The organism is Afipia sp. GW823-FHT06G09, from assembly GCF_058794875.1.
Window position 1 is genome coordinate 16866 of record NZ_JBXAHF010000002.1, and the last position, 25393, is coordinate 42258.

The 25393-nt window shown below is 61.9% G+C and carries 31 protein-coding genes and 1 tRNA gene; 16 read left to right on the forward strand and 16 right to left on the reverse strand.

What is annotated here, in order from left to right; genetic code table 11:
* Positions 1 to 27: 27 nt before the first annotated feature.
* Together AC1Q67_RS07650 and ykgO are read right to left on the reverse strand one after the other, a co-directional pair.
* On the reverse strand, positions 28 to 684 hold the full coding sequence (locus tag AC1Q67_RS07650; protein WP_024574276.1) for a tetratricopeptide repeat protein: 657 nt from the start codon (positions 682 to 684) through the stop codon (positions 28 to 30).
* A gap of 136 nt (positions 685 to 820) precedes the next feature.
* Positions 821 to 946 (reverse strand): type B 50S ribosomal protein L36, encoded by a 126-nt coding sequence (gene ykgO, locus AC1Q67_RS07655; RefSeq protein WP_002713372.1) that lies wholly within the window; start codon positions 944 to 946, stop codon positions 821 to 823.
* Positions 947 to 1276: 330 nt separating this feature from the next.
* Here ykgO and AC1Q67_RS07660 point away from each other — a divergent pair, with 330 nt between their 5' ends.
* On the forward strand, positions 1277 to 2305 hold the full coding sequence (locus AC1Q67_RS07660; RefSeq protein ID WP_492234590.1) for an acyl-CoA desaturase: 1029 nt from the start codon (positions 1277 to 1279) through the stop codon (positions 2303 to 2305).
* Between the two features lie 88 nt (positions 2306 to 2393).
* Here the strand turns inward: AC1Q67_RS07660 and AC1Q67_RS07665 are convergent, their stop codons facing one another.
* From AC1Q67_RS07665 to AC1Q67_RS07685, 5 genes are all read right to left on the reverse strand, one after another.
* The gene (locus AC1Q67_RS07665) at positions 2394 to 3359 is read right to left on the reverse strand and encodes a tripartite tricarboxylate transporter substrate binding protein (protein ID WP_492234589.1); all 966 of its coding nucleotides are present in this window, start codon (positions 3357 to 3359) and stop codon (positions 2394 to 2396) included.
* A 63-nt stretch (positions 3360 to 3422) separates the two neighbouring features.
* The gene (locus AC1Q67_RS07670) at positions 3423 to 4403 is read right to left on the reverse strand and encodes a tripartite tricarboxylate transporter substrate binding protein (protein ID WP_492234588.1); all 981 of its coding nucleotides are present in this window, start codon (positions 4401 to 4403) and stop codon (positions 3423 to 3425) included.
* Between the two features lie 48 nt (positions 4404 to 4451).
* On the reverse strand, positions 4452 to 5690 hold the full coding sequence (locus tag AC1Q67_RS07675; RefSeq protein WP_492234587.1) for an FAD-dependent monooxygenase: 1239 nt from the start codon (positions 5688 to 5690) through the stop codon (positions 4452 to 4454).
* Positions 5691 to 5706: 16 nt separating this feature from the next.
* Entirely contained in the window at positions 5707 to 6156 is a 450-nt protein-coding gene (locus AC1Q67_RS07680) for a MaoC family dehydratase (protein WP_024574271.1), read from the reverse strand.
* 16 nt (positions 6157 to 6172) lie between these two features.
* Positions 6173 to 6649, reverse strand: coding sequence for a MaoC family dehydratase (locus AC1Q67_RS07685; RefSeq protein WP_492234586.1), 477 nt, complete (start codon positions 6647 to 6649; stop codon positions 6173 to 6175).
* 106 nt (positions 6650 to 6755) lie between these two features.
* On the opposite strand from AC1Q67_RS07685, the gene AC1Q67_RS07690 reads away from it, so the two are divergent.
* Both AC1Q67_RS07690 and AC1Q67_RS07695 read left to right on the forward strand, forming a co-directional pair.
* Positions 6756 to 7526 carry an IclR family transcriptional regulator domain-containing protein gene (locus AC1Q67_RS07690; RefSeq protein ID WP_492234585.1) on the forward strand — a complete coding sequence of 257 codons (771 nt, stop codon included), beginning with the start codon at positions 6756 to 6758 and terminating at the stop codon, positions 7524 to 7526.
* Positions 7527 to 7687: 161 nt separating this feature from the next.
* Positions 7688 to 9007, forward strand: coding sequence for a DUF3422 domain-containing protein (locus AC1Q67_RS07695; protein ID WP_492234584.1), 1320 nt, complete (start codon positions 7688 to 7690; stop codon positions 9005 to 9007).
* A gap of 5 nt (positions 9008 to 9012) precedes the next feature.
* On the opposite strand, the gene AC1Q67_RS07700 is transcribed toward AC1Q67_RS07695, so the two are convergent.
* The gene (locus AC1Q67_RS07700) at positions 9013 to 9396 is read right to left on the reverse strand and encodes a DUF3175 domain-containing protein (RefSeq protein ID WP_492234583.1); all 384 of its coding nucleotides are present in this window, start codon (positions 9394 to 9396) and stop codon (positions 9013 to 9015) included.
* Between the two features lie 42 nt (positions 9397 to 9438).
* Here AC1Q67_RS07700 and AC1Q67_RS07705 point away from each other — a divergent pair, with 42 nt between their 5' ends.
* Positions 9439 to 9921 (forward strand): YbaK/EbsC family protein, encoded by a 483-nt coding sequence (locus AC1Q67_RS07705; protein ID WP_492234582.1) that lies wholly within the window; start codon positions 9439 to 9441, stop codon positions 9919 to 9921.
* Between the two features lie 15 nt (positions 9922 to 9936).
* Here AC1Q67_RS07705 and AC1Q67_RS07710 read toward each other — a convergent pair whose 3' ends face one another.
* On the reverse strand, positions 9937 to 10935 hold the full coding sequence (locus tag AC1Q67_RS07710; protein ID WP_492234581.1) for a tripartite tricarboxylate transporter substrate binding protein: 999 nt from the start codon (positions 10933 to 10935) through the stop codon (positions 9937 to 9939).
* Positions 10936 to 10993: 58 nt separating this feature from the next.
* Here AC1Q67_RS07710 and AC1Q67_RS07715 point away from each other — a divergent pair, with 58 nt between their 5' ends.
* A complete protein-coding gene (locus tag AC1Q67_RS07715) occupies positions 10994 to 11737 on the forward strand; it encodes a haloacid dehalogenase type II (RefSeq protein ID WP_492234580.1) in 744 nt (247 codons plus the stop codon).
* 133 nt (positions 11738 to 11870) lie between these two features.
* Positions 11871 to 12194, forward strand: a complete 324-nt coding sequence (locus tag AC1Q67_RS07720) for a hypothetical protein (RefSeq protein ID WP_024574263.1) — start codon at positions 11871 to 11873, stop codon at positions 12192 to 12194.
* 78 nt (positions 12195 to 12272) lie between these two features.
* Here AC1Q67_RS07720 and AC1Q67_RS07725 read toward each other — a convergent pair whose 3' ends face one another.
* Positions 12273 to 13850 carry a gamma-glutamyltransferase family protein gene (locus tag AC1Q67_RS07725; RefSeq protein WP_492234579.1) on the reverse strand — a complete coding sequence of 526 codons (1578 nt, stop codon included), beginning with the start codon at positions 13848 to 13850 and terminating at the stop codon, positions 12273 to 12275.
* Between the two features lie 84 nt (positions 13851 to 13934).
* The gene (locus tag AC1Q67_RS07730) at positions 13935 to 14849 is read right to left on the reverse strand and encodes a LysR family transcriptional regulator (RefSeq protein ID WP_492234578.1); all 915 of its coding nucleotides are present in this window, start codon (positions 14847 to 14849) and stop codon (positions 13935 to 13937) included.
* Between the two features lie 164 nt (positions 14850 to 15013).
* Between AC1Q67_RS07730 and AC1Q67_RS07735 the strand changes: the two genes are divergently transcribed.
* The 5 genes from AC1Q67_RS07735 to AC1Q67_RS07755 all read left to right on the forward strand — a co-directional run bounded on the left by AC1Q67_RS07735 (position 15014) and on the right by AC1Q67_RS07755 (position 18697).
* Positions 15014 to 15712 carry a pirin family protein gene (locus AC1Q67_RS07735; protein WP_492234577.1) on the forward strand — a complete coding sequence of 233 codons (699 nt, stop codon included), beginning with the start codon at positions 15014 to 15016 and terminating at the stop codon, positions 15710 to 15712.
* Positions 15713 to 15770: 58 nt separating this feature from the next.
* Positions 15771 to 16370, forward strand: a complete 600-nt coding sequence (wrbA, locus tag AC1Q67_RS07740) for an NAD(P)H:quinone oxidoreductase (protein ID WP_492234576.1) — start codon at positions 15771 to 15773, stop codon at positions 16368 to 16370.
* 296 nt (positions 16371 to 16666) lie between these two features.
* Positions 16667 to 17491 (forward strand): alpha/beta fold hydrolase, encoded by an 825-nt coding sequence (locus tag AC1Q67_RS07745; protein WP_492234575.1) that lies wholly within the window; start codon positions 16667 to 16669, stop codon positions 17489 to 17491.
* Between the two features lie 132 nt (positions 17492 to 17623).
* Positions 17624 to 17992, forward strand: a complete 369-nt coding sequence (locus AC1Q67_RS07750; RefSeq protein ID WP_492234574.1) for a CsbD family protein — start codon at positions 17624 to 17626, stop codon at positions 17990 to 17992.
* Positions 17993 to 18196: 204 nt separating this feature from the next.
* On the forward strand, positions 18197 to 18697 hold the full coding sequence (locus AC1Q67_RS07755; RefSeq protein WP_024574256.1) for a tetratricopeptide repeat protein: 501 nt from the start codon (positions 18197 to 18199) through the stop codon (positions 18695 to 18697).
* Between the two features lie 62 nt (positions 18698 to 18759).
* On the opposite strand, the gene AC1Q67_RS07760 is transcribed toward AC1Q67_RS07755, so the two are convergent.
* Entirely contained in the window at positions 18760 to 18957 is a 198-nt protein-coding gene (locus tag AC1Q67_RS07760) for a DUF3606 domain-containing protein (RefSeq protein ID WP_492234573.1), read from the reverse strand.
* Positions 18958 to 19092: 135 nt separating this feature from the next.
* Between AC1Q67_RS07760 and AC1Q67_RS07765 the strand changes: the two genes are divergently transcribed.
* On the forward strand, positions 19093 to 19413 hold the full coding sequence (locus AC1Q67_RS07765; protein WP_492234572.1) for a polyhydroxyalkanoic acid system family protein: 321 nt from the start codon (positions 19093 to 19095) through the stop codon (positions 19411 to 19413).
* A 102-nt stretch (positions 19414 to 19515) separates the two neighbouring features.
* Here the strand turns inward: AC1Q67_RS07765 and AC1Q67_RS07770 are convergent, their stop codons facing one another.
* From AC1Q67_RS07770 to cpdR, 3 genes are all read right to left on the reverse strand, one after another.
* Entirely contained in the window at positions 19516 to 19743 is a 228-nt protein-coding gene (locus tag AC1Q67_RS07770) for a hypothetical protein (RefSeq protein ID WP_492234571.1), read from the reverse strand.
* Between the two features lie 328 nt (positions 19744 to 20071).
* Positions 20072 to 20146: transfer RNA gene (locus AC1Q67_RS07775), tRNA-Val, on the reverse strand.
* A gap of 105 nt (positions 20147 to 20251) precedes the next feature.
* Complete coding sequence (cpdR, locus tag AC1Q67_RS07780; RefSeq protein ID WP_002713397.1) at positions 20252 to 20614, reverse strand: cell cycle two-component system response regulator CpdR; 363 nt, start codon at positions 20612 to 20614, stop codon at positions 20252 to 20254.
* Between the two features lie 232 nt (positions 20615 to 20846).
* Between cpdR and AC1Q67_RS07785 the strand changes: the two genes are divergently transcribed.
* Positions 20847 to 21734: an N-formylglutamate amidohydrolase gene (locus tag AC1Q67_RS07785; RefSeq protein WP_492234570.1), complete on the forward strand. Its 888-nt coding sequence runs from the start codon at positions 20847 to 20849 to the stop codon at positions 21732 to 21734.
* A gap of 545 nt (positions 21735 to 22279) precedes the next feature.
* A complete protein-coding gene (gene hisN / locus AC1Q67_RS07790; RefSeq protein ID WP_492234569.1) occupies positions 22280 to 23062 on the forward strand; it encodes a histidinol-phosphatase in 783 nt (260 codons plus the stop codon).
* A 19-nt stretch (positions 23063 to 23081) separates the two neighbouring features.
* On the opposite strand, the gene AC1Q67_RS07795 is transcribed toward hisN, so the two are convergent.
* On the reverse strand, positions 23082 to 23972 hold the full coding sequence (locus AC1Q67_RS07795; protein ID WP_492234567.1) for a LysR family transcriptional regulator: 891 nt from the start codon (positions 23970 to 23972) through the stop codon (positions 23082 to 23084).
* A gap of 95 nt (positions 23973 to 24067) precedes the next feature.
* Between AC1Q67_RS07795 and AC1Q67_RS07800 the strand changes: the two genes are divergently transcribed.
* The gene (locus AC1Q67_RS07800) at positions 24068 to 24859 is read left to right on the forward strand and encodes a sulfite exporter TauE/SafE family protein (protein WP_492234566.1); all 792 of its coding nucleotides are present in this window, start codon (positions 24068 to 24070) and stop codon (positions 24857 to 24859) included.
* 46 nt (positions 24860 to 24905) lie between these two features.
* Entirely contained in the window at positions 24906 to 25325 is a 420-nt protein-coding gene (arfB, locus tag AC1Q67_RS07805) for an alternative ribosome rescue aminoacyl-tRNA hydrolase ArfB (protein WP_024574248.1), read from the forward strand.
* Positions 25326 to 25393: the final 68 nt, after the last annotated feature.

Consider the following 25393-nt stretch of genomic DNA (forward strand, 5'->3'; position numbering starts at 1 on the left):
GCCGGTCAGAATACAATGAATGACTGGTTAGATATCGCGGCCTTCAACCTTCTCGGACAGGGTCTTCACGAGATCGGGGACACGTTCAAGGTACGGATTGATGGCGAGCGCCTTGCGGAAGGCGTCCAGCGCATGCTTTTCGTCGCCGGTCTCCTGCATGATCATGCCAAGCCCCGCCAGGGCGCCGAAGTGGCGCGGCTCGCGGATCAGCACCTGCCGGATGTCTTCCATCGAGCGGCTGTAGTCGTTCTGAAGATAATAGATCGTCGCACGCCGGTTCCACGCTTCGATGTAATCGGGGCGCAACTTGATGACCGCATCGAGCAGCTTCAGCGCGACATCGGTGTCTTTACTATCCAGCGCGATCTTGGCCCGCGCCATCAAGAGCGCCGCGGTATCGCTCGGCGTCGCCGTCCACACCGCCCAGATCCGGGCTTCGACGGCCTTGGCGCTCTCCTGATCCGGAGCGGCCTTCAGTGCGCCGAACAGGAAATCGAGATTCTTGGCCTTGTCGCCGATCACGCGCGGGAGCTTCGCGGGCGGCTGCGGCAGTTTCTTTTGCTTGCCGGGCGGTGTGAGCTGCGGAGCCTGTGCCGCGGCGGGGGTCGCAGCGAACGCCACGAGCGTCAGAGCGACGATCGCGAGTTTCAGGACAGCCGTGGTCCATTCCGTCTTGGATGCCATGACGGAAAGTCTAAACGCGGAAAGCGCCGCGTGCAAAGCACAAGCGGCGTCAAACGGCTGTGATATGAGGGAAGTTCTGGGCTAGACCTGCCAGCCGCTGGCGGCTGGCGACATCATCGAACAATCGGGCGACGAATCAGCCCTGGCGCGCCTTGAAGCGGCGCTGAACCTTGTTGATGACATAAACCCGGCCCTTGCGGCGGACCAGACGGTTGTTGCGGTTACGGCCGCGCAGGGACTTCAGCGAATTACGGACCTTCATGGGACAATGCTCTCTGGAAGGCCGCGTTGCAGGCCGAGTATGAAACCGTTGGTTGATGGGCATATCCCGCAGGCCAAGCCGCGCGGGACAGGGCGGTTTCTATGCCATCGGGGGCACAAATGTCAATCCGATCAGGCAAATTCAGGGCCCTACAACCGGGTCAAATTGCCCCGAATGGAACCCTTTTTCGGACTTTCCGGGGCCTAAATCTCTCTCTAATCAGACATCTGAGCCGTTCGCAGCCGCCGTTCTTCATCTTTGGCGGTCCATGCGTTAAACACGGCCTTGGCCCCACCCGGAAGGCAGTTTGGACCCCCGTTGACCGCTGAAATGACTAACAATCGTCCGGCGGCCGCGAAAGCGGTCCCCCTGACCGGCACCGCAGAGCCTGGCTTCTCAGGCCGCCTGCCGCTGCCCGCAGGCGTCAGCCTGAACCGCATCGAGTGGGGCTCAGCCCTCCCTATCCTGTTTTACCATCTGGTGGCGCTGCTGGCGTTCCTTCCCTGGACCTTCAGCTGGACGGGCTTGATCGTCGCTGTGATCGTTGCCCGCCTGAGCGGGCTCCTCGGCATCAATATCGGCTATCACCGTCTGCTCACCCATCGCGGTTTTCGCTGCCCGAAGTGGTTCGAGCATGTGCTCGTGGTCATCGCCATTTGCTGTGTGGAGGACACGCCGGCCCGCTGGGTCGCGGTGCACCGCCGGCATCATCAGCACGCAGACGAGCAGCCCGATCCGCACAGCCCGCTGGTGAACTTCCTGTGGGGGCACATCGGCTGGCTGATCATCAAGAATCCCGAGCTGAATCGCCTCGGCATCTACGACCGCTACGCCAAGGACATCCTGCGCGATCCATTCTATGTCGCGCTCGAGCGCAACTGGCTTCAGCTCAAGATCATTCTCATTCAATGGCTGGTGTTTTTCGGCCTCGGCTTCCTCGCTGAACTGGCGATGGGCGGCACGGCGATGCAGGCGTTGCAGTTCGGGCTGAGCATCCTGATCTGGGGCGTATTCGTGCGCACGGTGTTCGTCTGGCACCAGACATGGGCGGTGAACTCCATCACCCATCTGTGGGGCTACCGGAATTATCAGACCGACGAAGACAGCCGGAACAACGTGTTCATCGGTCTGCTTGCGCACGGCGAAGGCTGGCACAACAATCACCACGCCGATCCGCGTTCGGCGCGTCATGGCCACAAATGGTGGGAATTCGACACCACCTGGCTGACCATTCGCCTGTTCGAGAAGCTTGGACTTGCCACCGACATTGTCGGGCCGAGCCCCTATGTGATGAAGGCCGGGGCCACTGCGGGCCAGACCATCACAACGCATGGTCCCGACGGCACTCCCACTCACTAAGGCGACAACGCCGCGCTTTCTTGCAACCAATCAAAAGCCCGCCCCGGACGATCCCGGAGCGGGCTTTCTGCATTCGGGAAAACGGTCTTTACTGTTGCGGCACGTTGGCGGTCTTCACGACGCCCGCCCACTTGTCCATCTCGGCATCCACGAACCTGGTGAAGTCCGGGCCGGAAAGCTTTCCGGGCTCGACGCCCTGCCCGGCGAACTTCTCGCGCGTCGCGGGCGACGCGAGAATCTCCTTCATCGCCGCAACCAGCTTGGTGTAGGCCGCATTGCCATTCGCGGCAGGCATGTAGAGGCCGAACCACGCGGTCGCCTCGAAACCCTTCACGCCGGCTTCATCGAGCGTCGGCACGTCGGGCAGCGATGCGGCGCGCTCCTTGCTGGTCACCGCAAGCACGCGGATGGTCCCGCCGGAGGCAGCAGGCAGAACCGTCGGCAGCGTGTCGAACATGATCGGAATGTGTCCGCCGATCAGATCGTTCATCGCAGGCGCCGCGCCCTTGTAGGGAACGTGCACGATGTCGACACCGGCCATCTGCTTGAATAACTCGCCCGACAGATGGTTGGCGCCGCCGATACCGGCGGACCCGAACGAATACTTGCCCGGTTCCTTCTTGGCCATTGCAATCAGTTCGCCGACGTTCTTGGCGGGGAAGGATGCGGTGACAACGAGGGCGTTCGGCGCGCTGGCCACCAGAGCGACCGGCGAGAACTCCTTGCGCGGATCGAACGGCAGTTGCTTGTAGAGGCTCGGGTTGATGACGTGGTGGGTTGCGGTCAGCAGCAGCACGCTGCCATCGGCGGGCGATTTCGCCACGACCTCGGAGCCGATGATGCCCGACGCGCCGGCACGGTTCTCGACAATGGTCGTGACGCCGAGCCTCTCGCCGAGATACTGCGCGACAAAACGCGCCAGAATGTCGGTGGTGCCGCCGGCCGGGAACGGCACGATGATCTTCACATTGTTGACGGGAAACTGCTCGCTGGCGCTGCCCGGCGTGGTGACCAGCAGGAACACGGAGCAGATCGCGGCAAATAGTGACTTCATGATTTCAACCTGACTTGAGTTTGTATAGCGAGCATGGTCCTCGCCAGCGGGATTGATCCAGCCTCAGGGCTGGCGCAGCAGCTTGGCGCGCTCGACCAGCGAGCGTTCGGAAAGATAGAACTCACCGGCCCACTGCTGATATTCGCCGGGCGGCTTCTGCCACTGCGTCTGACCCAGGGTCACCAGCAGCTTCTTGTATTCATCGCTGTCGGCCGCGGCCTTGAAGGCCTTGTACAGCCTGTCGACGACGGCGAGCGGCATTCCCTTCGGTCCGACGAGGCCATATGGCGCGGGGTAGACCAGATCATAGCCGAGACTCTTGGCTGTCGGCACGCCGGGCAGCGACGCCATCGGCTGCGGATCGAACGAGAGCAGCACGCGCATCTTTCCCGACTCGACGTAAGGCAAAATGGTGCCGATAGCATCGACCGTCGACATGGTGTGACCGCCGAGAACCGCGGTCACGGCTTCGCTGCTGCCCTTGTATCCGACATGGGTGATCTTCACGTCCGCCATTCCGGCCAGCGCTTCCGCGAGCAGATGCATTGTGGTGCCCGCACCCGCGGTCGCGACCGTGAGAACGTCGGGATTCTTCTTGGCATAGGCTACGAAATCAGCAGGCGTCTTGAGTGGCGAGTCAGCGTTGACCGCGAGCACAAAGGTGTAGCCGCCGAGACCCGCGATCCAGGTGAAGTCCTTGATCGGATCCCAGTCCACTTTCTGCATGTAGGGATAGCGCAGCAGTCCGGCCGTTGCCGCCGCGATGGTGTAGCCATCGGGCGCATCGGTTTTTGCCATCGTCGACGGGGCGAGCGTCGCACCGGCACCCGGCCGGTTTTCAACGATGATCGGCTGACCAAGATCCTTGGAGGCCAGCTCGGCGAGCTTGCGGAATGTCGTGTCGGTCGCACCGCCCGCCGCGAAGCCGACCAGCAGCCTGATCGGCCGCGTCGGATAAGCATCCTGAGCCATGGCGATCTGCGATGTCGCGCCCATCAAGCCAACTGCAACCAATGCCGAGCGCATCACATACAAATACCGCATTTACGTCTCCCTCCTGTTCCGGATTGTTTCCGGTTCTTGATCTGTCGGTTATCGCGAAACGTCAGAAACGCTCCACGATTTCCGGGTGTTCAGCGCATCGACATCGAATCCCGCAAGCTGCTTGTAGCGGCGTTCGACATCCTGCAACTCGGCTTTCGCATCGCCATGCGCTCCGCTGCGCGCCAGCGCGCTCACCCGCGCCATCACATCGCCTGCCTGCCGCCGATTTGCGAGCTGTACTTCGCTCGCAACCGGCCGGCGCTGCGCGTCATAAGCGCGCAATGCGTCATCGGTGGTCGCAGCGGTCGCCAGCTCATAAGCCAGCACCCGCGCATCGAGGATCGCCTGCGACGCACCGTTGGAGCCGAACGGATACATTGCATGAGCGGCATCGCCGAGCAGCGCGCATCGTCCAAAAATCCAGCGCGGCAACGGATCGATATCCGCCATCGGATATTCATAAGACTCGGATGACGATGACACGAGGTGATGCACGTCGAGCCAATCGAAGCGGTAATCTTTTACGAACTCGGCGATCACATTGGTCGGCACCGGAAGATTCCAGTTGCCGAGTTCTGTCTCGGCGCGCGTGGCGTCTTTCGGGCGGACCAGCAACCAGTTGATGACGCCATCCGCGATCGGATAGACCACCACGCGCTGGGTCTCATCCCCGATAATCACCATCGAGCGTCCGGAAAGAAATGGCCCGGCCTTGGTGACGCCGCGGTACATGACCCAGCCGTTCGATGCGAGGGGCGTGACCGCGCCATAAAGACTGTCCCGCGACGGCGAGCGAATTCCGTCGGCGCAGATTGCGACATCGGCCGTATAGGACACCGGACGATCCTCCATCAGATCGGTGGCGGCGATGACGGCCTTGTTATTCGTGCTGCTGATACCCGTCACGCGCTGCGCGACACGGATCGCCGATGGGCCCAGGCGTTCGCGCACGGCGTCGACAAGAAGCCGTTGCAGCGTACCGCGATGAATGGAGTATTGCGGCCAGCGATAGCCCGCGTCGAGGCCGCGCGGTTCAGCCCAGATCAACTGACCTTTCGGTTCGTAGTAGGCCAGCTCCTTGGTCGGAACGCCGACCTTCTCAAGCGCATCGCCAAGGCCGAGTTCGCTCAATTCGCGAACGGCGTGCGGCGGCAAGTTGATGCCGACGCCGACGTCGCGGATTTCACGCGCGGCTTCAAGCAGGAGAATGTCGCCCTGGCCGGCGGCGTGCAAAGACAACGCCGCCGTCAGTCCGCCAACTCCTGCGCCTATGATCGCGACCGACATCGCGCCTCGACTCCGGTCAGGCAGCCGCGGCTGCGCGCGGGAATTCCACCATGGCTTCGCCGACAGCGACCTTTTCGCCGCTCTGGTTCTTCACCAGCACGTCGATCAGCACAAAGCGCGAGTTCTTGGTGGTCTGCTTGGCCTTGATGATGCCCACCGGCTGAATGGTATCGCCCGGCTTCACCGGCTTCACCCAGCGCGTTTCGAGGCGGCGATGAATGGCGCCTGCAGGATAGGCCCAGTCGGTCAGCATCCGGGTAATCAGCCCGAAGTTGTTCATGCCGTGCATGATGATGCCGCCGAAATTGGTCTTGCCGAAATCGCCCTTCATGTAGTTGTCGTCGAGATGCAGCGGGTTGTAGTCGAGCGATGCATCGCAGAACAGGCGGATGGATTCGCGCGAGACCGCGAACTTCGGGCCGTCGATGCTGTCGCCGACCGAGAGGGTTTCGAATGTGGTCGTCATGTTTGAACTCCTCGCGTTACATCGGCCGGATGGTCTGGCCGCGGCCGGAACAGATCACGTCGCCGTGCTGATTGAAGAAGACGTTGTCGTGGACCACGAACAGCCGCTCGCGCTTGATGAACTTGTCGAGCGCGCGAGCCTGCAGCGTAATCGTGTCGCCGGGCCGTGCGGGCTTGTTGTAGCTCCAGGACTGGCCGGCATTCACGGTGCCGGGTGAGCGCATCCAGTCATTGGTTTCCGTGCAGGCAAACATCAGCAGGATGTGAATCGACGGCGGCGCGATGATCCCGCCCCAGGGCGTGGTCTTCGCATAAGCCTCATCGAGATAAAGCGGGTTGGTTTCGCCGACAGCCTTGCAGAGGAGCGCGATGGCTTCCTTGGTCAGCAGGTAGGGAATCGTCTTGCGCGGTTCACCCGGGACGATCTCGTCCCAGACCTTTCGCAAATTTTCGTCCTTCCAGAAGTCGGTCTCGAAAGCTTGTGCTTGCGCCATGGCAATCTCTCATCTATGTTCATCAGGCGAACTTTATACTCACCACACGAACACTATGGTCCGGCTTTCCCAGCATGACAAGCCTGATCTTTCCGAGGATTTCAGAATGCCTAAAGAGAGTGACGGCTTCGTCCGCGCCATCGCGAGAGGATTTTCGGTGGTCGAGGCGTTGGGACGGCCGCCCGGCCGGCACACGTTGTCTGAGACAGCGGCGGCCGCGGGACTGACGCGCGCGACGGCGCGGCGCATGCTCGCAACGCTGGTGGCTCTGAATTACTGCGAAGCCGATGGACGTTACTTCAGCCTGCGTCCGCGTGCGCTTGGCCTCGGATTGTCGTATCTCAACGCGCTGCCCTACTGGGGTTATGCCCAGCGCGCGCTCGAAGACCTGCGCAACGAGATCGGAGAATCCTGCGCGCTGGCGGTGCTCGATGAAACCGAGATCGTCTATGCGCTGCGCCTGCCGGCGCGGCGCATTCTGTCCGCCAATCTCGGCATCGGCAGCCGCCTGCCCGCGCATCTGATCTCGCTCGGCCGCGTGCTGCTCGCAGCACTGCCGCCAGAGCAGCGCACCCAGTATCTCGCCGGCATCGAATTCAAGCAGGTGACCCCCCGTACATTGACCTGCCCGATCAAACTCGGCGAGGAACTCGTGCGCGTGGAGCAGCAGGGTTACGCCTGGATCGACGGCGAACTTGATCCCGCGATTTGCGGCATCGCGGTGCCGGTGCGCGATCAGGCCGGGCATGTCGTGGCCGCTGTCAGCATCAACACCATTTCGGGCACGATAACCGAAGCTGAAGCCAAGAAGAAATTTCTGGTGGCGCTCAAACGCACCGCGCAGGACATCCGGACCCAGACCACTGCGAACGGCTAGCTGGTCGTCGGGTCGCGCAGCACTGCGCCGCAGCGGCAACGGCGATTCCAATATGAATTCGGATGCCTATGAGGCAGCCGGATTCGCGCGCGCCTCACAAGTCTGGTTGCAAAGACATGGCCGCCGCCTGCATGATCGGGGTAGGCAAAAGAGATTGCACCATGGCGGTCATCCACCAGAGCGGAAATCCCGGTCCTACAGGCGCGCCACAGGGCGGACTTGTGCTGTCGCCGCATGCCGAGCGCGATGCCGTGCTCAGCGAACTGCATGCGCGGCCGTTCGAGGCGTTGACCTCGCCATGCCGTGCGATCCGCTTCGCGTTCCTTACCGACGCCGCGCAGATGAGCGTCAACGCTGACTCCCTCGCGCAGTTTTGTGCCGCTCATCATCTGACAGATCTCTCCGCGGCCGCGAAACACCGGCGCATTGCCTTGCCTGGCGCCATCCTGCGCTGGGAGCAGCACAGCGAATTCACCACCTACACCTGGCTGCTGGAAGGGACGGAAGGCGCGAGCGGCGACGCACCGCCCGCAACTGTTGCCGCGGCCATGGCCGAGATCGGCCAGCCTGGCCCGCATCTGGTGTCGATCGATCTGCATGTGGAGAGCGGCGACGCGCCCGATCTCGCGCGGCTGTTCGATCCGGCGTCACTTGCAGCCTCGCAGGTGCTCAACGGCCACGCGACCCTCGCCACGGATTTTCAGGTCAATGCCGGCGGCTTTGTCCGCTTCCTGGTGCACAATCACGGCCTGACACCGGTCGAGGCCGGCGGCCTGGTGCTGCGGATCCTCGAAATCGAGACCTATCGCTGCTTCGCCCTGCTCGGCTTGCCGCTGGCACATCGCATCACGCCGGTGATCCGCAACGCCGAGGATCGATTGACCCACATCATGACCGCGATGACAAAGGACGGCGGCGGACTCGAAATCAACCGCGAACTGCTCGACGAGATCACCTCGCTCGCGGCACGCGTCGAGGCCGAAGCGGCGATCGCCGGCTATCGCTTCGCGGCGAGCGCGGCCTATGACGACATCGTGCGCCAGCGCCTCGAGGTGATCGGCGAAAAGTCGTCCGGCGGCTGGCCGACGCTGGCGGATTTTCTCGGGCGGCGGCTCAACCCGGCGATGCGCACCTGCCAGACGCTCAACACGCGCATGCAGGATCTCAACAAGAAATTGACCCGTGCGGCAAACCTGCTGCGCACACGCATCGACGTCGAGATCGAACAACAGAACCGCGATCTGCTCGCGGCCATGAGCGAGCGCGCACGGATGCAGCTTCGCCTGCAACAGACCGTGGAAGGGCTTTCCGTTGCGGCCATCAGCTACTATGTCGCAAGCCTGCTTCACTACGTGTTCGAATCGGCAGAGCATTACCTGCCGGTCAGCCCCACCGCCGCGACCGGCCTCAGCATTCCCTTCGTCGTGATCGCGTTGACCGTGCTGCTCTGGCGGGTCAAGCGCAGCCACGGTCACGCCTGAGCAGATTACGCCGCCCTGCCGAAGGCCTTGCGCAGTTCGCCTTTCGCGGCGTTGAGCTTTTTCTTTTCTGCTGCGGACAGATTCTTGCCGCCCCGGTTGATGTAAAAATTCAGCATCGACATCGCCGACTGGTACGGGCTGGCCTTGCGGCGATGGCTGCGCTCCGCCGAGCGCTTCAACGAACGCGCGATGGCGGCAGGACTCCGCTGCTTGAACAGATGATGCTTGAGATCGAGCGCATCGCTGGTGGCTGTGACACGGCCCGACCATTTACGGACGGAACGTTTGGCCGACGTATGTCTCTTACCTGCCTTCCTTGCAGATGCTTTCCCTGCAGATAAGGTCCTTCGCGTCCGTCTTGCGGACGATTTGCGCGCGGCTGTGGACATGATAGGTCCTTTCCGAAAATCCGGTATTGCATAGGACAAAGCATGAGCGTCGAAACGGTTCGCGCGTTTTTCGCGAAAAATGCGCCCGATATTACCGTCATTGAATCCGGCAAGAGTTCCGCCACTGTGGCGCTGGCCGCCGAAGCCTTTGGCGTAACACCTGCGGAGATCGCCAAGACATTGTCCCTGCGCGTGGGCGACCGCGTGCTGCTGGTGGTCACCTGCGGCACGGCCCGGCTCGACAACAAGAAGGCGCGCGCGGTGTTCGGCGGCAAGCCGCGCATGCTCAGCGCCGAGGAAGCGCTCGAGGCCACCGGCCATCCGGTCGGCGGCATCTGCCCGTTCGGACTGAAGACGCCGCTGCCGGTCTATTGCGACATTTCACTGAAGGCCTTCAGTGAAGTCGTGCCGGCTGCCGGCTCGATCAACAGCGCCGTTCGCATCTCGCCGGCACGCATGGCCGAACTGACCAGCGCCGAATGGATCGACGTCAGCGAAATCCGGGAGCAGAGCGAAGTGGCATGATGGCGTGAGCGGGCGCTACTCCACCTTGCCGATCTTCTTCACTGCTGCGATCAGCCGCGCGCTGTCGGCTTCCACGAATTTCGTAAACTCCGGGGCATCGAGGTAGGCGACGGGGCTGCCCGCGGTCTCGAATGTTTTCACCACTTCCGGGGCGCGCACCGCTTCGCCCATTGCCGCGCGCAGTTTTGTCATGATCGGCGCGGGTAACGCCGTCTGCGCGAACAACCCCGCCCAGATGTAGAACTCAACGTCCTTGTAACCGAGCTCCTGAAACGTCGGCACGTCGGGGAAACTTGCGACGCGCTTTGCGCCCCATCCGGCCAGCACGCGCATCTTGCCGTCATCAACCTGCGCACGCAGCGTGCCCGGCGCCGACGCCACCGCCTGCACCGTGCCGGTCAGCAATCCGGTGAGTGCGGGACCGGCACCACGAAACGGCACATGCAGCAGCTTGATCCCGGCACTCGCCGCGAACATCTCCATGGCGATGTGCAGCGTGCCGTAGGGCCCGGACGAGCCGTAGGGTATCTGGCCCGGCCGCGCCTTCGCGTCCTCGACGAAATCCTTCACCGTTTTCCACGGCGCGGACGCGGGTACCGCCAGCATGGTCGGATCGGCGAGCACCCGTGCCACCGGCGCAAACTGCGACATCTCATAAGCCACCGGGCGGTCGAACAGCCGGTCGGCTTCCGGCAGCACTGCCAGCGACGAGAGTGTCATCAGCAGCGTGTAGCCGTCAGGCTCGGCGCGCGCAGCCGCAGCATTGCCGACCGAACCGCCGCCGCCGCCGGCGCGGTTGTCGACGATCACGGGTTTTCCCAGAATGCGCTCCAGCGCCAGCGCCACCGGCCGCGCCGCGAGATCGGCCTGCCCGCCCGCGGGAAACGGTACGATCATGGTGATGTTGCGCGACGGCCATGCCGCCTGTGCATTGGCGTTGCCGGACAGCGTGTGCAATGCAACCTGTGACAGCGGCACAACTGCAGCCGCTTTCAGAAGCTCGCGCCGATTCATGATGCCTCCCTGAGAATTTGTTTTTATTCTTTGTCGCCATACCCTGAAGGAAGCTCAGATGACGATCAAGGCCGTTGTGTTCGATGCTTACGGCACGCTCTATGACGTGCAGTCGGTCGCCGCGGTCACCGATGAGGCCTTTCCCGGTTACGGTGAACTCATCACCCAGATCTGGCGCATGAAGCAGCTCGAATACACCTGGCTTCGCTCATTGATGGGGCGCTACGAGGATTTCTCGGTCATCACGCGGCAATCGCTGACGTTCACCCTCAATGCGCTCGGCCTGACGTTCGATGAGAAGGCCTTCGAGCGCATCATGGAGAAGTACGTCCATCTCGATCTTTACCCCGATGCGAAGGAAGCTCTTGCGGCGATGAAAGACCGCAAGCTCGCGATCCTGTCGAACGGCAGCACCGATATGCTGAACGCGCTGGTGCGCAACACCGGCCTCGACACCATTCTCGATGCCACCATCAGCATCGACACGACCAAGATCTTCAAACCGTCGCCGCGCACTTATGACCTGATCGAATCAAGTCTCAGTGTGAAGCCGCATGAGGTGCTGTTCGTCTCCTCCAATCCGTTCGATGCCTGCGGCGCCAAGGCGTTCGGCCTGAACGTGGCCTGGATCGAACGCGTCACACCACGGGCGATGGCTACCGAATTTGTGAAAGCCGACCTCGTGCGGCCGCTGTCGATGTTCAAGGCGATCCGCATGCAGATGGATGAGTTCGGCTGGGAACCGGACTATCGCATTGGTGCGCTGGCGGATTTGCCGAAGCTGCTCGCCGCACACCCCTAATTCGCGGGCAAGCCGCAGTGTTGCCGAATTGATTCGCCGGCACTGTCTTCGCAGTTCAGGCATGCCGCTGGAGATCGAAAAGCCTTCCATCTGGCACGATTGATGCTTCGCATTTCCTCAAGGAGGTGATGTGATGCGATCAGTCATTTTCTTGTTTCTGACAGTGGCACTGCTGATAACCCGCGTCTGCTTCGCGCATGACGCGGATGGACGCCCGAACTGGATCGCCGAAGGGTCCTACAGAGGTTCCGACGGCGTTCACTGTTGCGGACCGAGCGATTGCGAACAGTTGAGTTCCGACGAGGTTCAGGTCCGGCCCGACGGAATCTGGCTGACACGATTCAAGGAACTGGTTCCGTTCGAGCAGGCGACACCGAGCGAAGACGGCAAGACATGGCGATGTCACAACCTCTCGGGTGAGAGGCGGTGCTTTTTCATGAAGTACGGCAATACGTGACAATGCCGATCGCGCGCGGCTGATAGCCGCGCCGGTTGATGTGCCGCCGGGCGCACGACGTGCGCCCGGAACGAGTGCTCAAATGCCGAGCGCCACGCCATCCTTGCGATGGTCGGTGGCGCCGAGCAAGACTCCGCGTTCGTGATCGATCCAGATCGCCTGACAGCCGCCGATGGCGACATCGGCCCACTTCACATCGTGTCCGCGCGCGGCGAGTTCCGTGCCGATCTCTTTGCCAAAGGTTGGCTCCAGCGACAGCACGCCTTCGAATGCGAACGAGCGCGGCGCTTCGGATGCGGCTTGAATATCCATGCCGAGGTCGAACACGTTCGAGAGAAAGTTGCCGTGACCCGTCGCCTGATAATGGCCGCCCATCACGCCGAACGGCATCATGCAGCGTCCGTTCTTCATCACCATGCCTGGAATGATGGTGTGCATCGGCCGCTTGTTCGGTCCGAGCGCATTGGGATGACCGGGTTGAAGCCGAAAGCCCCAGCCGCGATTGTGCAGCAGCACGCCCGACTTCGGCGCATAGATTCCGCTGCCGAACGGCTGGAACAGTGAGTTGATGAACGACACCGCGTTGAGATCGCGGTCCACCACGGTGACGTAAACCGTATCCTTGTGCTCGATGTCGTCCCAGTCGACAGCCGCGCTGGCCCGCGTCATGTCGATCTTGCTGCGGATCGCGCCGATATACGCGTCGGAGAGAAAATGCGCGGCATCGACCTTGCCGTGTGCGGGGTCGCAGAAGAACGCATCGCGCGCCCGATACGCCGCCTTGCTCGCCTCCGCCAAGAGGTGAACGCGATCAACTTCCGAAAGCGACTTGATGTCGTAGCCCGCCAGGGTGCACAGGATCATCAGCGCCGCCAGCCCCTGCCCGTTCGGCGGACATTCGAGAATGTCATGGCCGCCATAGCTTGTGGAAATCGGCGTCACGTCTTCGGGCGTGTTCGCGGCGAAATCCACAACGGTGTGCACACCGCCGAGGCTTTGCAGCACGCTCGCGAGCTCTTGCGCGACCTCGCCCTCATAGAATGCCGCGCGGCCTTCGCGCGCGATGCGGCGCAGCGTCTTGCCGAGTGCCGGCTGGCTGCGCCGGTCGCCGATCGACGGCGCGACGCCGCCGGGGAGATAATGCGCTGTCGCCGCCGGATTGCTTTCGAGCTTCGCACGGTTGCGCGACCAGTCCGACGCCACGCGCGGTGTGATGCGGAAGCCGTTCTCGGCGGCATCGATCGCAGGTGCGAAGATTTCCTCGAGCGATTTGCTGCCGTGCTTCTCAGCAAGCCTGCACCATGCATCGATCGCACCCGGAACGGTGACGCCTTCGATCGAGGTCGGTGTGAGCGCCTTCGCGCCCTTGGCCATCGTGGCAGCGAGATCGGTCTTTGCCGGCGTGCGACCCGATCCATTGAGCGCCACCGGCGTGCCCGCCTTCGGTGAATAGATGACAAAGCAATCGCCGCCGATCCCGGTCATCTGCGGCTCGATCACGCCCTGCAGGGCAACCGCCGCAATGGCGGCGTCCATCGCATTGCCGCCGGCTTTCAGAATGTCGAGTGCGGCGAGAGTCGCCTGCGGGTGCGAGGTCGCGGCCATGCCGCGTTCCCCCACTGCGATGGAGCGGGACGGCGAGATGAAATTGCGCATTCAGGGAAACCTTCGAGGACGGAAATACATTTTAGGCCGACTTATGCCGCCGATCCACCCCTCGGCGGGAATGTGATGCATGCTCTATCGCGCCGCGCGTTTGGCGCGGCCGAGCTTTTCGGCGAGAAAATCCGCCAGCACTTCGACACGCGCGGGGCGCGGGCCGCCTGGCGGCATCACCAGATGCACCGCGCCCTCGGGCTGCTTCCAGTCCTTGAGGATGACCTCAAGTTGTCCCGACGCAATGGCGTCGCCGACGATGAAATCCGGCAGATCCGCGATCCCGAGCCCGGCCAGCAGCGCCGGCATGATGGCTTCGCCGTTGTTGACACGCAGTTGCCCCGACGGCCGCACCGTCGCCTGCTCGCCCGCCGCATTGACGTAGTGCCAGACACCCGGCGTCGAGAGATATGCGTAGCCGAAGCATTTGTGCTGAGCGAGATGCATGGGATGCGTCGGCCGGCCGTACTTCTTCAGGTAGGACGGCGCCGCCACCGTGTAGCGCCGCATGTCGCTCAACCGGCGCGCGACGAGCGATGAATCTGGTAGGCGAGCGATGCGGATGCCGGCGTCGAAGCCGTCGCCGATCAGATCGACCATGGCATCGCTCAGATGCAGGTCGATGGACACTTCAGGATAGGCGCTCAGAAACTCCGGCAGCAGCGGCGCAATGACCCGGACGCCATAGGTCATCGGCACAGCAAAGCGCACCAGACCGCGCGGCGCGGACGATTGCGCCAGCGCTTCGTTCTCCGCCGCCTCGCCGTCCATCAGAAGTCGTGCCGCGCGCTCGGACAGTCTCTGGCCGGCATCGGTCAGCGCCAGTTGCCGCGAGGTGCGGTTGAACAGCCGTGCGCCGAGCCGGTCCTCAAGACGGCTGACGGCCTTGGAAACAGTCGCCTTCGACAGAGCCAGTTCGGTCGCGGCCCCTGCAAACGACCGCATTTCCACGACTTTGGCGAAGATCGCCAGCGCTTCGAAGTCCGGAAGCCTGGGCATGCGAGCCATCCCTCATGTGTCAAATATGGAAACAATGAGTTTCCATAGTTTCTATTTATGCACCATTCGGTAGCGCTTATCCATAACCCATCGAATTCGAGGTTACCCACGGTGCATCACGCACCCGGCGGTCACCTCAAGCACATTCAACGAAGGAATATTCCATGATCGAACTTCGGCCATTCAACAAACTCGGCAGCGCCAATCACGGCTGGCTCAAGGCGAAGCATCACTTTTCGTTCGGCAGCCACTACGACCCGAAAAATATGAATCACGGCAGCCTGCGCGTCTGGAACGACGACGAGATCGCGCCGAACACCGGCTTCCCTGCGCATCCCCATGCCAACATGGAAATCATCACCTTCGTTCGCGAAGGCGCGATCACGCATCAGGACTCGCTCGGCAACAAGGGCCGCACCGAGGCAGGCGATGTGCAAGTGATGAGCGCAGGCTCGGGCATCCGCCACTCCGAGTACAATCTCGAACCGGTGACGACCAAGATCTTCCAGATCTGGATCGAGCCGACGCAGGAAGGCGGACAGCCGTGCTGGGGCGCGAAGCCGTTCCCGAAGGCCGACCGCTCCGGCAAGTTCGTCACCATCGCCAGCGGCTTCAAGGCCGACAACGATGCGCTGCCGATCCGCGCTGACGCTCGCGTGCTGGCGACAACGCTGAAGGCCGGCGAGACCGCTGAGTATGCGCTCGGCGAGACCCGCTACGGCTATCTCGTTCCGGCGGCCGGCAGCATTGAGGTCAACGGCGTGCGCGCCAATGCCCGCGACGGCGTCGCCGTCCAGAAAGAAGCGTCGGTGAAGGTCACCGCGCTCGAAGACACCGAACTCGTTCTCGTGGATGCGGCTTAAGCCGCATCCATTCCCTCTCGCCAATCCCCATTCAACCCTGAAAACTAAGGAGGCCATCATGGCCAAGATTCTCGTTCTCTATTATTCCGCCTACGGACATATCGAAGCGATGGCGAATGCCGTCGCGGAAGGCGCCCGCGAAGCCGGCGCGACCGTCGACATCAAGCGCGTGCCTGAACTGGTGCCGCCCGAGGTCGCGAAGGCTTCGTACTACAAGGTCGATCAGGCCGCGCCAGTCGCCAAGATCGAGGATCTTGTAAACTACGACGCGATCATCGTCGGCACCGGCACCCGCTTTGGCCGCATCTCGTCGCAGATGGCCAACTTTCTCGATCAGGCCGGCGGCTTGTGGGCGAAGGGCGCGTTGCACGGCAAGGTCGGCGGTGCGTTCAGTTCATCCGCCACCCAGCACGGCGGCCAGGAGACCACGCTGTTCTCGATCATCACCAACCTGCTGCACTTCGGCATGGTCGTAGTCGGCCTGAACTACGGTTTCGCCGGACAGATGGGCGTCAAGGAAGTCACCGGCGGCTCGCCCTACGGCGCGACCACCATCACCGACGGCGACGGCAGCCGCCAGCCGAGCGCGAACGAACTTGCGGGCGCCCGCTATCAGGGCAAGACCATCGCGGAAACCGCGAAGAAGCTGCACGGCTGATCGAAGCGGCATAGACACGCAGCAAAGGCGGCGCTGGCAGCAGCGCCGCCTTTTTCATGCTCCGGCATCAAAAACCCGAAAAAGCAAAAAAGGAAAAAACACGATGCGTTTGTCGAAAGCCCGCGTCTCAAAAGGAGGCCAATATGACATTCTCAGGCGTAACAGCAGACTGCCTGGATTTTCCGCGCAAATAACGGCACCCGCTCATGTCATCGAAACAGTGAACGAGCTATCGTATCAAGGGTGCCACCCGATTAGCCGGCTCGTTCTCGGGAAGCTGAAAGGACAAAACGAATATGCCTACGATTAAAACCAAAGACGGCGTTGAGATTTTCTACAAGGACTGGGGCTCGGGACAACCGATCGTTTTCAGTCACGGCTGGCCTCTGTCGTCGGACGACTGGGACACGCAGATGCTGTTTTTCCTCGGCAAGGGCTATCGAGTCATCGCCCACGATCGCCGCGGGCACGGCCGCTCCGCCCAGGTGGCCGACGGCCACGACATGGATCACTACGCTGACGATCTGGCCGCGCTGACCGCGCATCTCGATTTGAAAAACGCGGTGCATGTCGGCCACTCCACCGGCGGCGGTGAAGTGGTGCACTACATCGCACGCCACGGCGAAAGCCGGGTCGCAAAAGCCGCCATCATCGCCGCTGTCCCGCCGTTGATGGTGAAGACGGCATCTAATCCCGGCGGCCTGCCGAAAGACGTGTTCGACGGACTGCAGGCGCAGACGGCGACCAACCGCGCGCAGTTCTATCGCGACCTGCCGGCCGGACCGTTCTACGGGTATAACCGGCCGGGCGCGAAACCATCCGAAGGCATCATCCAGAACTGGTGGCGGCAGGGCATGATGGGCAGCGCCAAGGCTCACTATGACGGCATCGTCGCCTTCTCGCAGACCGACTTCACCGAGGATCTGAAGAAGATCAACGTTCCCGTTCTGGTGATGCACGGCGACGACGATCAGATCGTCCCTTATGCGGATTCAGGACCGCTGTCAGCCAAGCTGCTGAAGAACGGCACGCTGAAAACCTACAAGGGCTTTCCGCACGGCATGCCCACGACGGAAGCCGAGACGATCAACGCCGATCTCCTGGCGTTCATCAAGAGCTGACGCAGACTGCCAATGCAAAAAGGCCCGCTCGTTGAGCGGGCCTTTTCTGTTGTTCGGAGATTATCGCGTCTGCCGACGGAACACATGGCGGGTCAGACAGTTGTCGGTCCATCAGCCCCGGAGAACATGACAATGGACAAGGATCGGATCACTGGCGCCGCGAAAGACGCCGCAGGAAAAATCGAAGGCGCATTCGGGCGCGCAACGGGCGATGCATCCGCGGAGGCTTCGGGGCGTGCACGCGAGGCCGCCGGAACGGTGCAAAATCTGTACGGCCAGGCGAAGGACGCCGCCCGTGACATCGGTGATGCCGCAAGCGGGTATGCGAAGGAAGCTCTCGATACGGGCAGCGATATTTATCGCGACGGCAACAGGGCGGTCGCATCCGCCGTTCGCGAGCAACCGCTCGGCGCATTGCTCGTTGCGGGTGCGGTCGGCTTCGCGCTTGCCTTGATGCTGAACCGTCAGCCGCGCCGGCGATCGCTGCGCAGCTATTACTGACCGCGGACAAGAGAATGCAACGGGCGCGCCGTAACGCGCGCCCGTTGGTGTTTGCGCAAAATGAGAAATGATTGCACTGCACCCTGGACCATCAGGCGCTCGCTTGCGCCCAATGGACGGGCGTGTCCGCGTTGTGCCCTACCTGCGTTCAGGATATATCCAGTCCCATAGCTTTCTGAATTTCATCGGGACGGGGGTCTTGCAATGTTCAGGTTTACTGGATTGACCGCGGCGATCGTTGCGTTCGGAGTTATCATCAGCGCTCCCGTTGCACATGCGGGCACATGGGAAGACGGCCTGAAGGCCTTCGCCCGCAAGGAATACGCCGCCGCGGCGAAATTGTTTCGCCCGCTTGCGGAAAAGGGAAATGCCGTCGCGCAGTATCGCATCGCCCTGATGCACAAAATGGGTCTCGGTGTTTCCAAGGACCGCAAGCAGGCCCAGAAGTGGAGCCGGCTCGCGGCGAAGCAGGGCAATCCGGAGGCGCAGGTGCTGCTCGGAAGCCTGTACTACACGGGCGAGGGCAAGGAATCCGAAGACATCGAGAAGGCGTACATGTGGTACGACGTCGCCGCGATGCAGGGGAATGACGAGGCCAAGAAAGAACTTGCCGCCGTGTCGAGCCAGCTCACGTCACAGCAGATCGCAGAAGCACGTGCGAAAGCACAGAAGTGCGCCTCCTCCGGCTATCAGCAGTGCGATTGAACTGAACGCCAAACAGGCGACGACGTGATTTGTGAAATCAGGCCCGGCCTTGCGCCGGGCTTTTATTTGCCGAGATGCCGGCGCACCGCGGCGACAGACGGACCGACCTCGTCGATCGCAGAGGCGAGATCCTGCGGCGAAACGCTGAGGCGATAAGCCCAGTATCCGGTGGAGGCGTCATCCGTCGTGTCGATCACAGGTGCGGGACGCGCACCGAGATTCGACGACAGCATGGACGCGACTGTCACGAGGCGGAGCATGTCTCAATGCTACCACGGAACCGCCCTGCCCACACGCGATGGCGCACCTCAGCGTTAACGAAGATGAAATTTGCGTGGGCCCGCATCGGGTTCGGTTGCTATAATCGGCGTCCAACGCATCGTCGAGGCATGGCATTGGCTCAACCGTTCATGGTCTCCATCCCCCACAAGCTTGGGAAGGAAGAAGCGACCCGCCGCCTGAAGGCGGGGCTCGGCAGTGTCCGTTCGGAATACGGAAAGATTCTTCAGATCAACGAAGAAATCTGGAGCGGCGATCGCCTTGCGTTCCAGCTGACCGCGCTGAAACAGCAGGTCAGCGGCACGATCGATGTGGCGGAAGATCATGTGAAGCTTGAGGTGATGCTGCCCTGGCTGCTCGCCGGTCTGGCGCACGGCATCCAGGCGACGATCCGTTCCCGCGCAACGCGAATGCTGGAAAAGAAAACCGACGTTTAGTCGCGTTCGCCAACGAACAGAACACACAAGGCCCGTCAAAATTTCCGGGGAGCTCAATCAGTTCGCCTGAGAATTCCACATCCGGTAGACCAGTGAGACGCGTTAGGCTTCATTGACAATGCGGTGCGAACCGCCCGCGCTCGCGAACGCGTTGGTCGTCAGATTTCCAATCGTTCCGCCAAAACCCACGCCGCCGACCGGCGCGTGATTCCAGACATAGGTGTCGCGAAGATACTCGCCGCGCACAAAGAAATTGTCCGAGGGCTTGAACTCCGCACCGACGCCCACCGAACTGCCAAGAATCTGTTCAAGATCAAACTGCCTTGACACAGTCGCAGTGCCCACCAGCGGCGAAACGACGATGCCGCCACCCGACGTACCGAAGCGGCCTGCAACTTCGCCATATGGCGAATTCTGGATCGCGGCTGCGCGTTCGGCGAACGACGAACGATCGGAGGTTTGAGCTGATGCGGGCAGCGCCTAAAAGGCAAGCACCGTGATCGCCAATAAAACGGCTGTTTTGGTCATGAAATCCCCCAGTCCCCGCGGGAACCGTAAGGCGGCGTCTGGGAGAGTTAACAATTCTTGACGAGCCGAACCGCGGATTTGGAAGTCCGCTGTTCCCTGAAAATCACAAGGTTGCGTGTTTTGAGAACAATGGTGGGCGCGACAGGGATCGAACCTGTGACCCCCTCGATGTCAACGAGGTGCTCTCCCGCTGAGCTACGCGCCCTTAAAGACCACTTGTGCCGGGATGCGTCCCTATATCGGCTTGGATCGCCGCAGGCAAGGACGGGAAACCGTGTTTTCGGGCAAATTTGCCCCCGAATCGGCGTCCTCAGGCCGCCAGCATCTTGTTCACTTCGCTGACCAGCTCGCGCAGGTGAACCGGCTTGGACAGGACCTTGGCGTTCTTGGGTGCCTCGGAGTCCGAATTCAGCGCCACGGCGGCAAAGCCGGTGATGAACATGATCTTGATATCGGGATCCAGCTCCGACGCGCGGCGCGCCAGTTCGATCCCGTCCATCTCCGGCATCACGATGTCGGTTAGAAGCATTTCAAAAGGTTCTTCGCGGAGCCTCTGATAGGCTGACAGCCCGTTGTCATAGGACGAGACCTGAAACCCTGCATTCTCCAGCGCTTTGACCAGAAAGCGGCGCATGTCGTTGTCGTCTTCGGCAAGGAGAATTTTGTGCTGCATGGTCCCGGTCGTCTTAATCGCGTGAATGGAGAAGTCCCCTGCCTTCTATTTGCCCGATGGGTAGTAAATTTCGGGTGAAGGCGAACTTCCTCTTGGCAGAACGGTTAGCTTTGCGGACAATGATCCTGAACGAAACATCTGCTTTTCCGGCGAAAATGTGTTGCCCGGGCAGGCATTTCAGCAGCGGCGAGCATAACGCCGCGGGTGAAAATGGCGAGGAAAAGAGGTGGCAATGACCCAGTTCGAGGACGAATTGTCGCCTCCGTTCGAGATCATCGAGCCGCCGGTCTGGCGGGCGCCGATCATCTTCAATTCCCCGCATTCCGGATCGGTCTATCCCCGCGAATTTCTGGCCGCGTCCCGCATCGACGAGTCGGCGCTGCGGCGTTCGGAAGATTCGTTCATGGACGAGATCATCGCGGATCTCACCGGCCGCGGATTTCCAATCATGCGGGTGAATTTTCCGCGCTCCTATGTGGACGTCAATCGCGAGCCGTACGAACTCGATCCGCGCATGTTCGCCGGACGGCTGCCGAGCTTTGCAAATACGCGCTCGATGCGGGTCGCGGGCGGTTTGGGTACGATTCCGCGCGTCGTCGGCGACGGCCAGGAAATCTACTTTGAACGCCTCGATGTCGAGGACGCACTGAACCGGATCGAGGCGCTGTACAAGCCCTATCACCGCGCCTTGCGCCGTCTCATCAACAAGGCGCATCAGGCATTCGGCACGGTCATTCTCGTCGATTGCCATTCGATGCCGTCGGTGGGTGTCACCCGCGATGAACCCAAGCGTCCCGATGTCGTGATCGGCGACCGGTACGGCACAAGCTGCGCCGGCCTGCTGCCCGATGTCGTCGAGGAAACGCTGACCGGGCTCGGATATTCGGTAGGCCGCAACAAGCCCTATGCGGGCGGCTTCATCACCGAGCACTATGGCAACCCGGCCAGCGGACTGCATACCGTCCAGCTTGAACTCAACCGTGCAATCTACATGGACGAACGGCGTCGCGAGCGCGGCCCGCAGTTCCGCAAGGTCGCCGACGATTTCATGATGCTGGCAGAGGCGCTGGCTGCGATTCCACTCGACAGCCTCGGGCCATTCCAGGCGGCGGCGGAGTAGAAGTTACCATCCGCGGGTCCTCGCATGCCGGCGCAAAGAGGCGGCCGCTAGCCGCGCCACCCGCCCAAGAAAAAAGGGCCACTCGCGAAAGCAAGTGGCCCAAGTCTAGGGAGGAAACGCCCAAGGAGGGCAGCAATAACGCGAGGCGTTATCGCACCGCAACAATATGCAGCCGCAACGCACTCAAGGCAAGTATTTTTAAAGATTTAGTCATGCTCCACATGCATGACAGACTTGCGATCACTCCTCCGAAGCAGCAAGAGTTTTTTGTTAAATATCAAAGCCTTATGAAGAATTATGACAATTGTGCACTGCCAAAAAAGCATGAAAATGAACCCAAGAAGTGAATAATAATGTCAATTTATTGGCTGTCAGGCTTTCATTTGCACCTTCACTTTGGAATCTCAAAGTAAAGAATGAACACTCCGGTTAGTGTCCGGCCATCAGAGTTTGCGGCGATTGCTCCGCTCCCCGGACTCTTATAGGGCCGTAACAGGTTCGCACTTACACTCCATCGGCATCGTGGTTGCTCTAAAGGAATCCTCGTGACGGTCATCGACTTCACCGCTTTCATCGGACGACTGGCGACCGCCTCGGGCGACACCATCCTTCCCTTCTTCCGCACCTCGCTCAGCGTCGAGAACAAGAACGCCGGACGCGATCTCGATCCGGTCACCGAAGCCGACCGCGCCGCCGAGGCGGTGATGCGCCGGATGATCAAGGACAGTTTTCCGCTGCACGGCATTGTCGGCGAGGAGTTCGGATCCGAACGCGCCGATGCGGAATATGTCTGGGTGCTGGACCCGATCGACGGGACCAAGTCTTTCATCGCCGGTCTGCCGATCTGGGGCACGCTGATTGCGTTGATGCACAACGGCACCCCGGTGTTCGGCATGATGCATCAACCCTATATCGGCGAACGTTTCAGCGGCGACGGCGGCTCCGCGCGCTACGATGGAGCATCCGGCAAACGAAAACTGCAGGTGCGGCGGTGCGCATCGCTCGCAGAAGCGACGCTGTTCACCACCAGTCCGCGACTGATGCAAGCGCCGGACCGCGCGCAGTTCGAGCGCGTCGAAGCCGGCGTACGATTGTCGCGTTACGGCGGCGATTGCTACGCCTATTGCATGCTCGCCGCAGGACATCTCGATCTCATCATCGAGACCGAGCTGAAGCCGTACGACGTTGCAGCCTTGATTCCGATCGTCACCGGCGCCGGCGGCATCATCACCACCTGGGACGGCAAGCCCGCACAATCCGGCGGACGCATCGTCGCGGCCGGCGACAAGCGCGTCCATGAAGAGGCACTGAAGATTCTGAACGCCTGAGATCTCTCAGGCTTTGGCGTCACAGCTTCGCAAACATCTTCAGATGATCCGCAAGCTGCTGCACCGGCCGCGGCAGCGATTGCCGGCTACGGGTGCAGATCGCGAGCCGGCGGCTGGCCCATGGATCGGTTATCCTGATTGTCCTGATCCGGGTGGAGCGGTAACGGCGCGCCGCAGCCTCCGGAATGATCGCCACGCCGACGCCGGCCTCCACCATCTGGCAGATCGCATCGAAACTCCGGAGCCGCGCCCGCACCCGCATGCGCACACCAAGTTGTGCGGCATGAGTTGCGATGTGACTTTGCAAGGCGCTGACCTCGGTCAGGCCGACGAACTCGCGGGCAGCGATATCGCGGAAACCGGTCTGGCGACGCTGCGCGATCTCGTCTCCAGGCGGCACGATCAACACCAGCCGATCGGCGCAGAACGGAAACCGGTCGAGCCCCTCGGGCAGCATCGCGTCGATCGCCAGACCGATATCGGCTGCGCCCGAGGCCAGCGCGGTGGCAATCTCCACGCTCTCGCGCTCCTCCACGTCGACGCTGATCGCCGGATGTTTCGCCAGAAAAGACGCCAGCGCCTTCGGCAGATGCTCGCTCGCGCCGGACGTGTTGGCGAGCATGTGGATGCGCGCCTTCAGGCCCCGCGCGTACGCGCTGAGTTCGCCCTGCATCGCCGCCATCTGATGCAGCACGATCCGGGCATGATCGAGCAGGCTTTCACCGGCGGCCGTCAGCCTGACGCCGCGCCGCTGCCGCTCCAGCAGCGGTACGCCCAGCGCCGCTTCCATGCCCTTGATGCGTGCGCTGGCCGATGCCAGCGCTAGGGCCGACCGCTCGGCGCCGTGGGTGATGCTGCGCGCCTCGGCGATCGCCACGAACAACCGCATATCCACCAGATCGAAATGCATGGCCATGGCCCTTTACAGTGCCTTCGCCAAAGCCGAAGGCTAGCTCCGTATCCTCCAGATTGTGCAGTTTGCCGCCCTCGGTCAATGTACGCGCCATGTCCAGTTCACTCTCCGATCCCGTTCTCCTGATCATCATTGCCGCAGTCTTCCTGCTGGCAGGCTTCGTCAAAGGCACCATCGGCATGGGTCTGCCGACCGTGGCGATGGGTCTGCTCGCCACGCGAATGCCGCCCGCACACGCGCTGGCTATCGTGATCGTGCCCGCCATCGTCACCAATATCTGGCAGACCTTCGTCGGCCCGTATCTGCGCGACATCGTGCGCCGGTTGTGGCCGCTGATGGCCGGCACGGTGCTCGGCATTCTGTCGGGCGGAGGCCTGATGACAGGCCCCTATGCGCGCTACGGCACCATCGTGCTCGGCATATTGCTGGTGATCTACGCGATCATCGGGCTATCTAAAGTCCGTTTCAGCGTCGAGCGTCGGAACGAGAAATGGCTCGGCGGCATCGTCGGGCTGGTCACCGGCGTGATCTCGGCCGCGACCGGCGTGCAGGTCATTCCCTCGATGCCCTTCATGCAGGCCATCGGCATGGAGAAGGACGAACTGGTCCAGGCGCTCGGCGTATTTTTCACGACCGCGACCGTGGCGCTGGCGTTCAACCTCACTGGCGCGGGGCTGCTGAACGCAACCGTTGCCGTTCCCGGCCTTGTCGCGATGGTCACGGCTTTCGCCGGCATGTATCTCGGACAGCTTCTGCGCTCGCGCATGGATGCCGATACGTTCCGCCGCTGGTTTCTGATCGCGATGCTGCTGCTCGGGATCTATCTCGCCGGTGAAATGCTGGCCCGAATCCACAGCGAGACGGCGGTCCCGGCAACGCACTGACGCGAAAACCGGTGCCGGTTGGCTCTGACCGTGCTAGGCGTGCTGCATGATCCGGGTCACACGCGACATCACGATTGACGAGAAGGACCTCGACATTGCGTTCGTTCGCGCTTCGGGCCCGGGCGGACAGAATGTCAACAAGCTCTCGACCGCGGCGCAACTGCGCTTCGATGTCAGGCGTATCACGCTTGAACCGGATGTGATGACGCGGCTGACAACGCTTGCAGGCCAGCGCATGACCAGGGACGGCGTGATCGTCATTCACGCGCAGCGCTTCCGCACCCAGGAGCGCAACCGCGCCGACGCCATCGACCGGCTGCTGGAGCTGCTGCGCGAAGCCGCTGTCCGTCCGAAACCGCGCCGCGCCACGAAGCCGACCCTCGGCTCCAAGATGCGCCGTCTCGACGGCAAGAAACGCCGCAGCGATATCAAGGCAAGGCGCAACACGCGCAGCTTCGACGATTAGGCACACCCGACAGAAAACTCCGGCCACGGAAGCGGCCGGAGTTCTTGTCTTGGGGAAAAGAGCAGGAC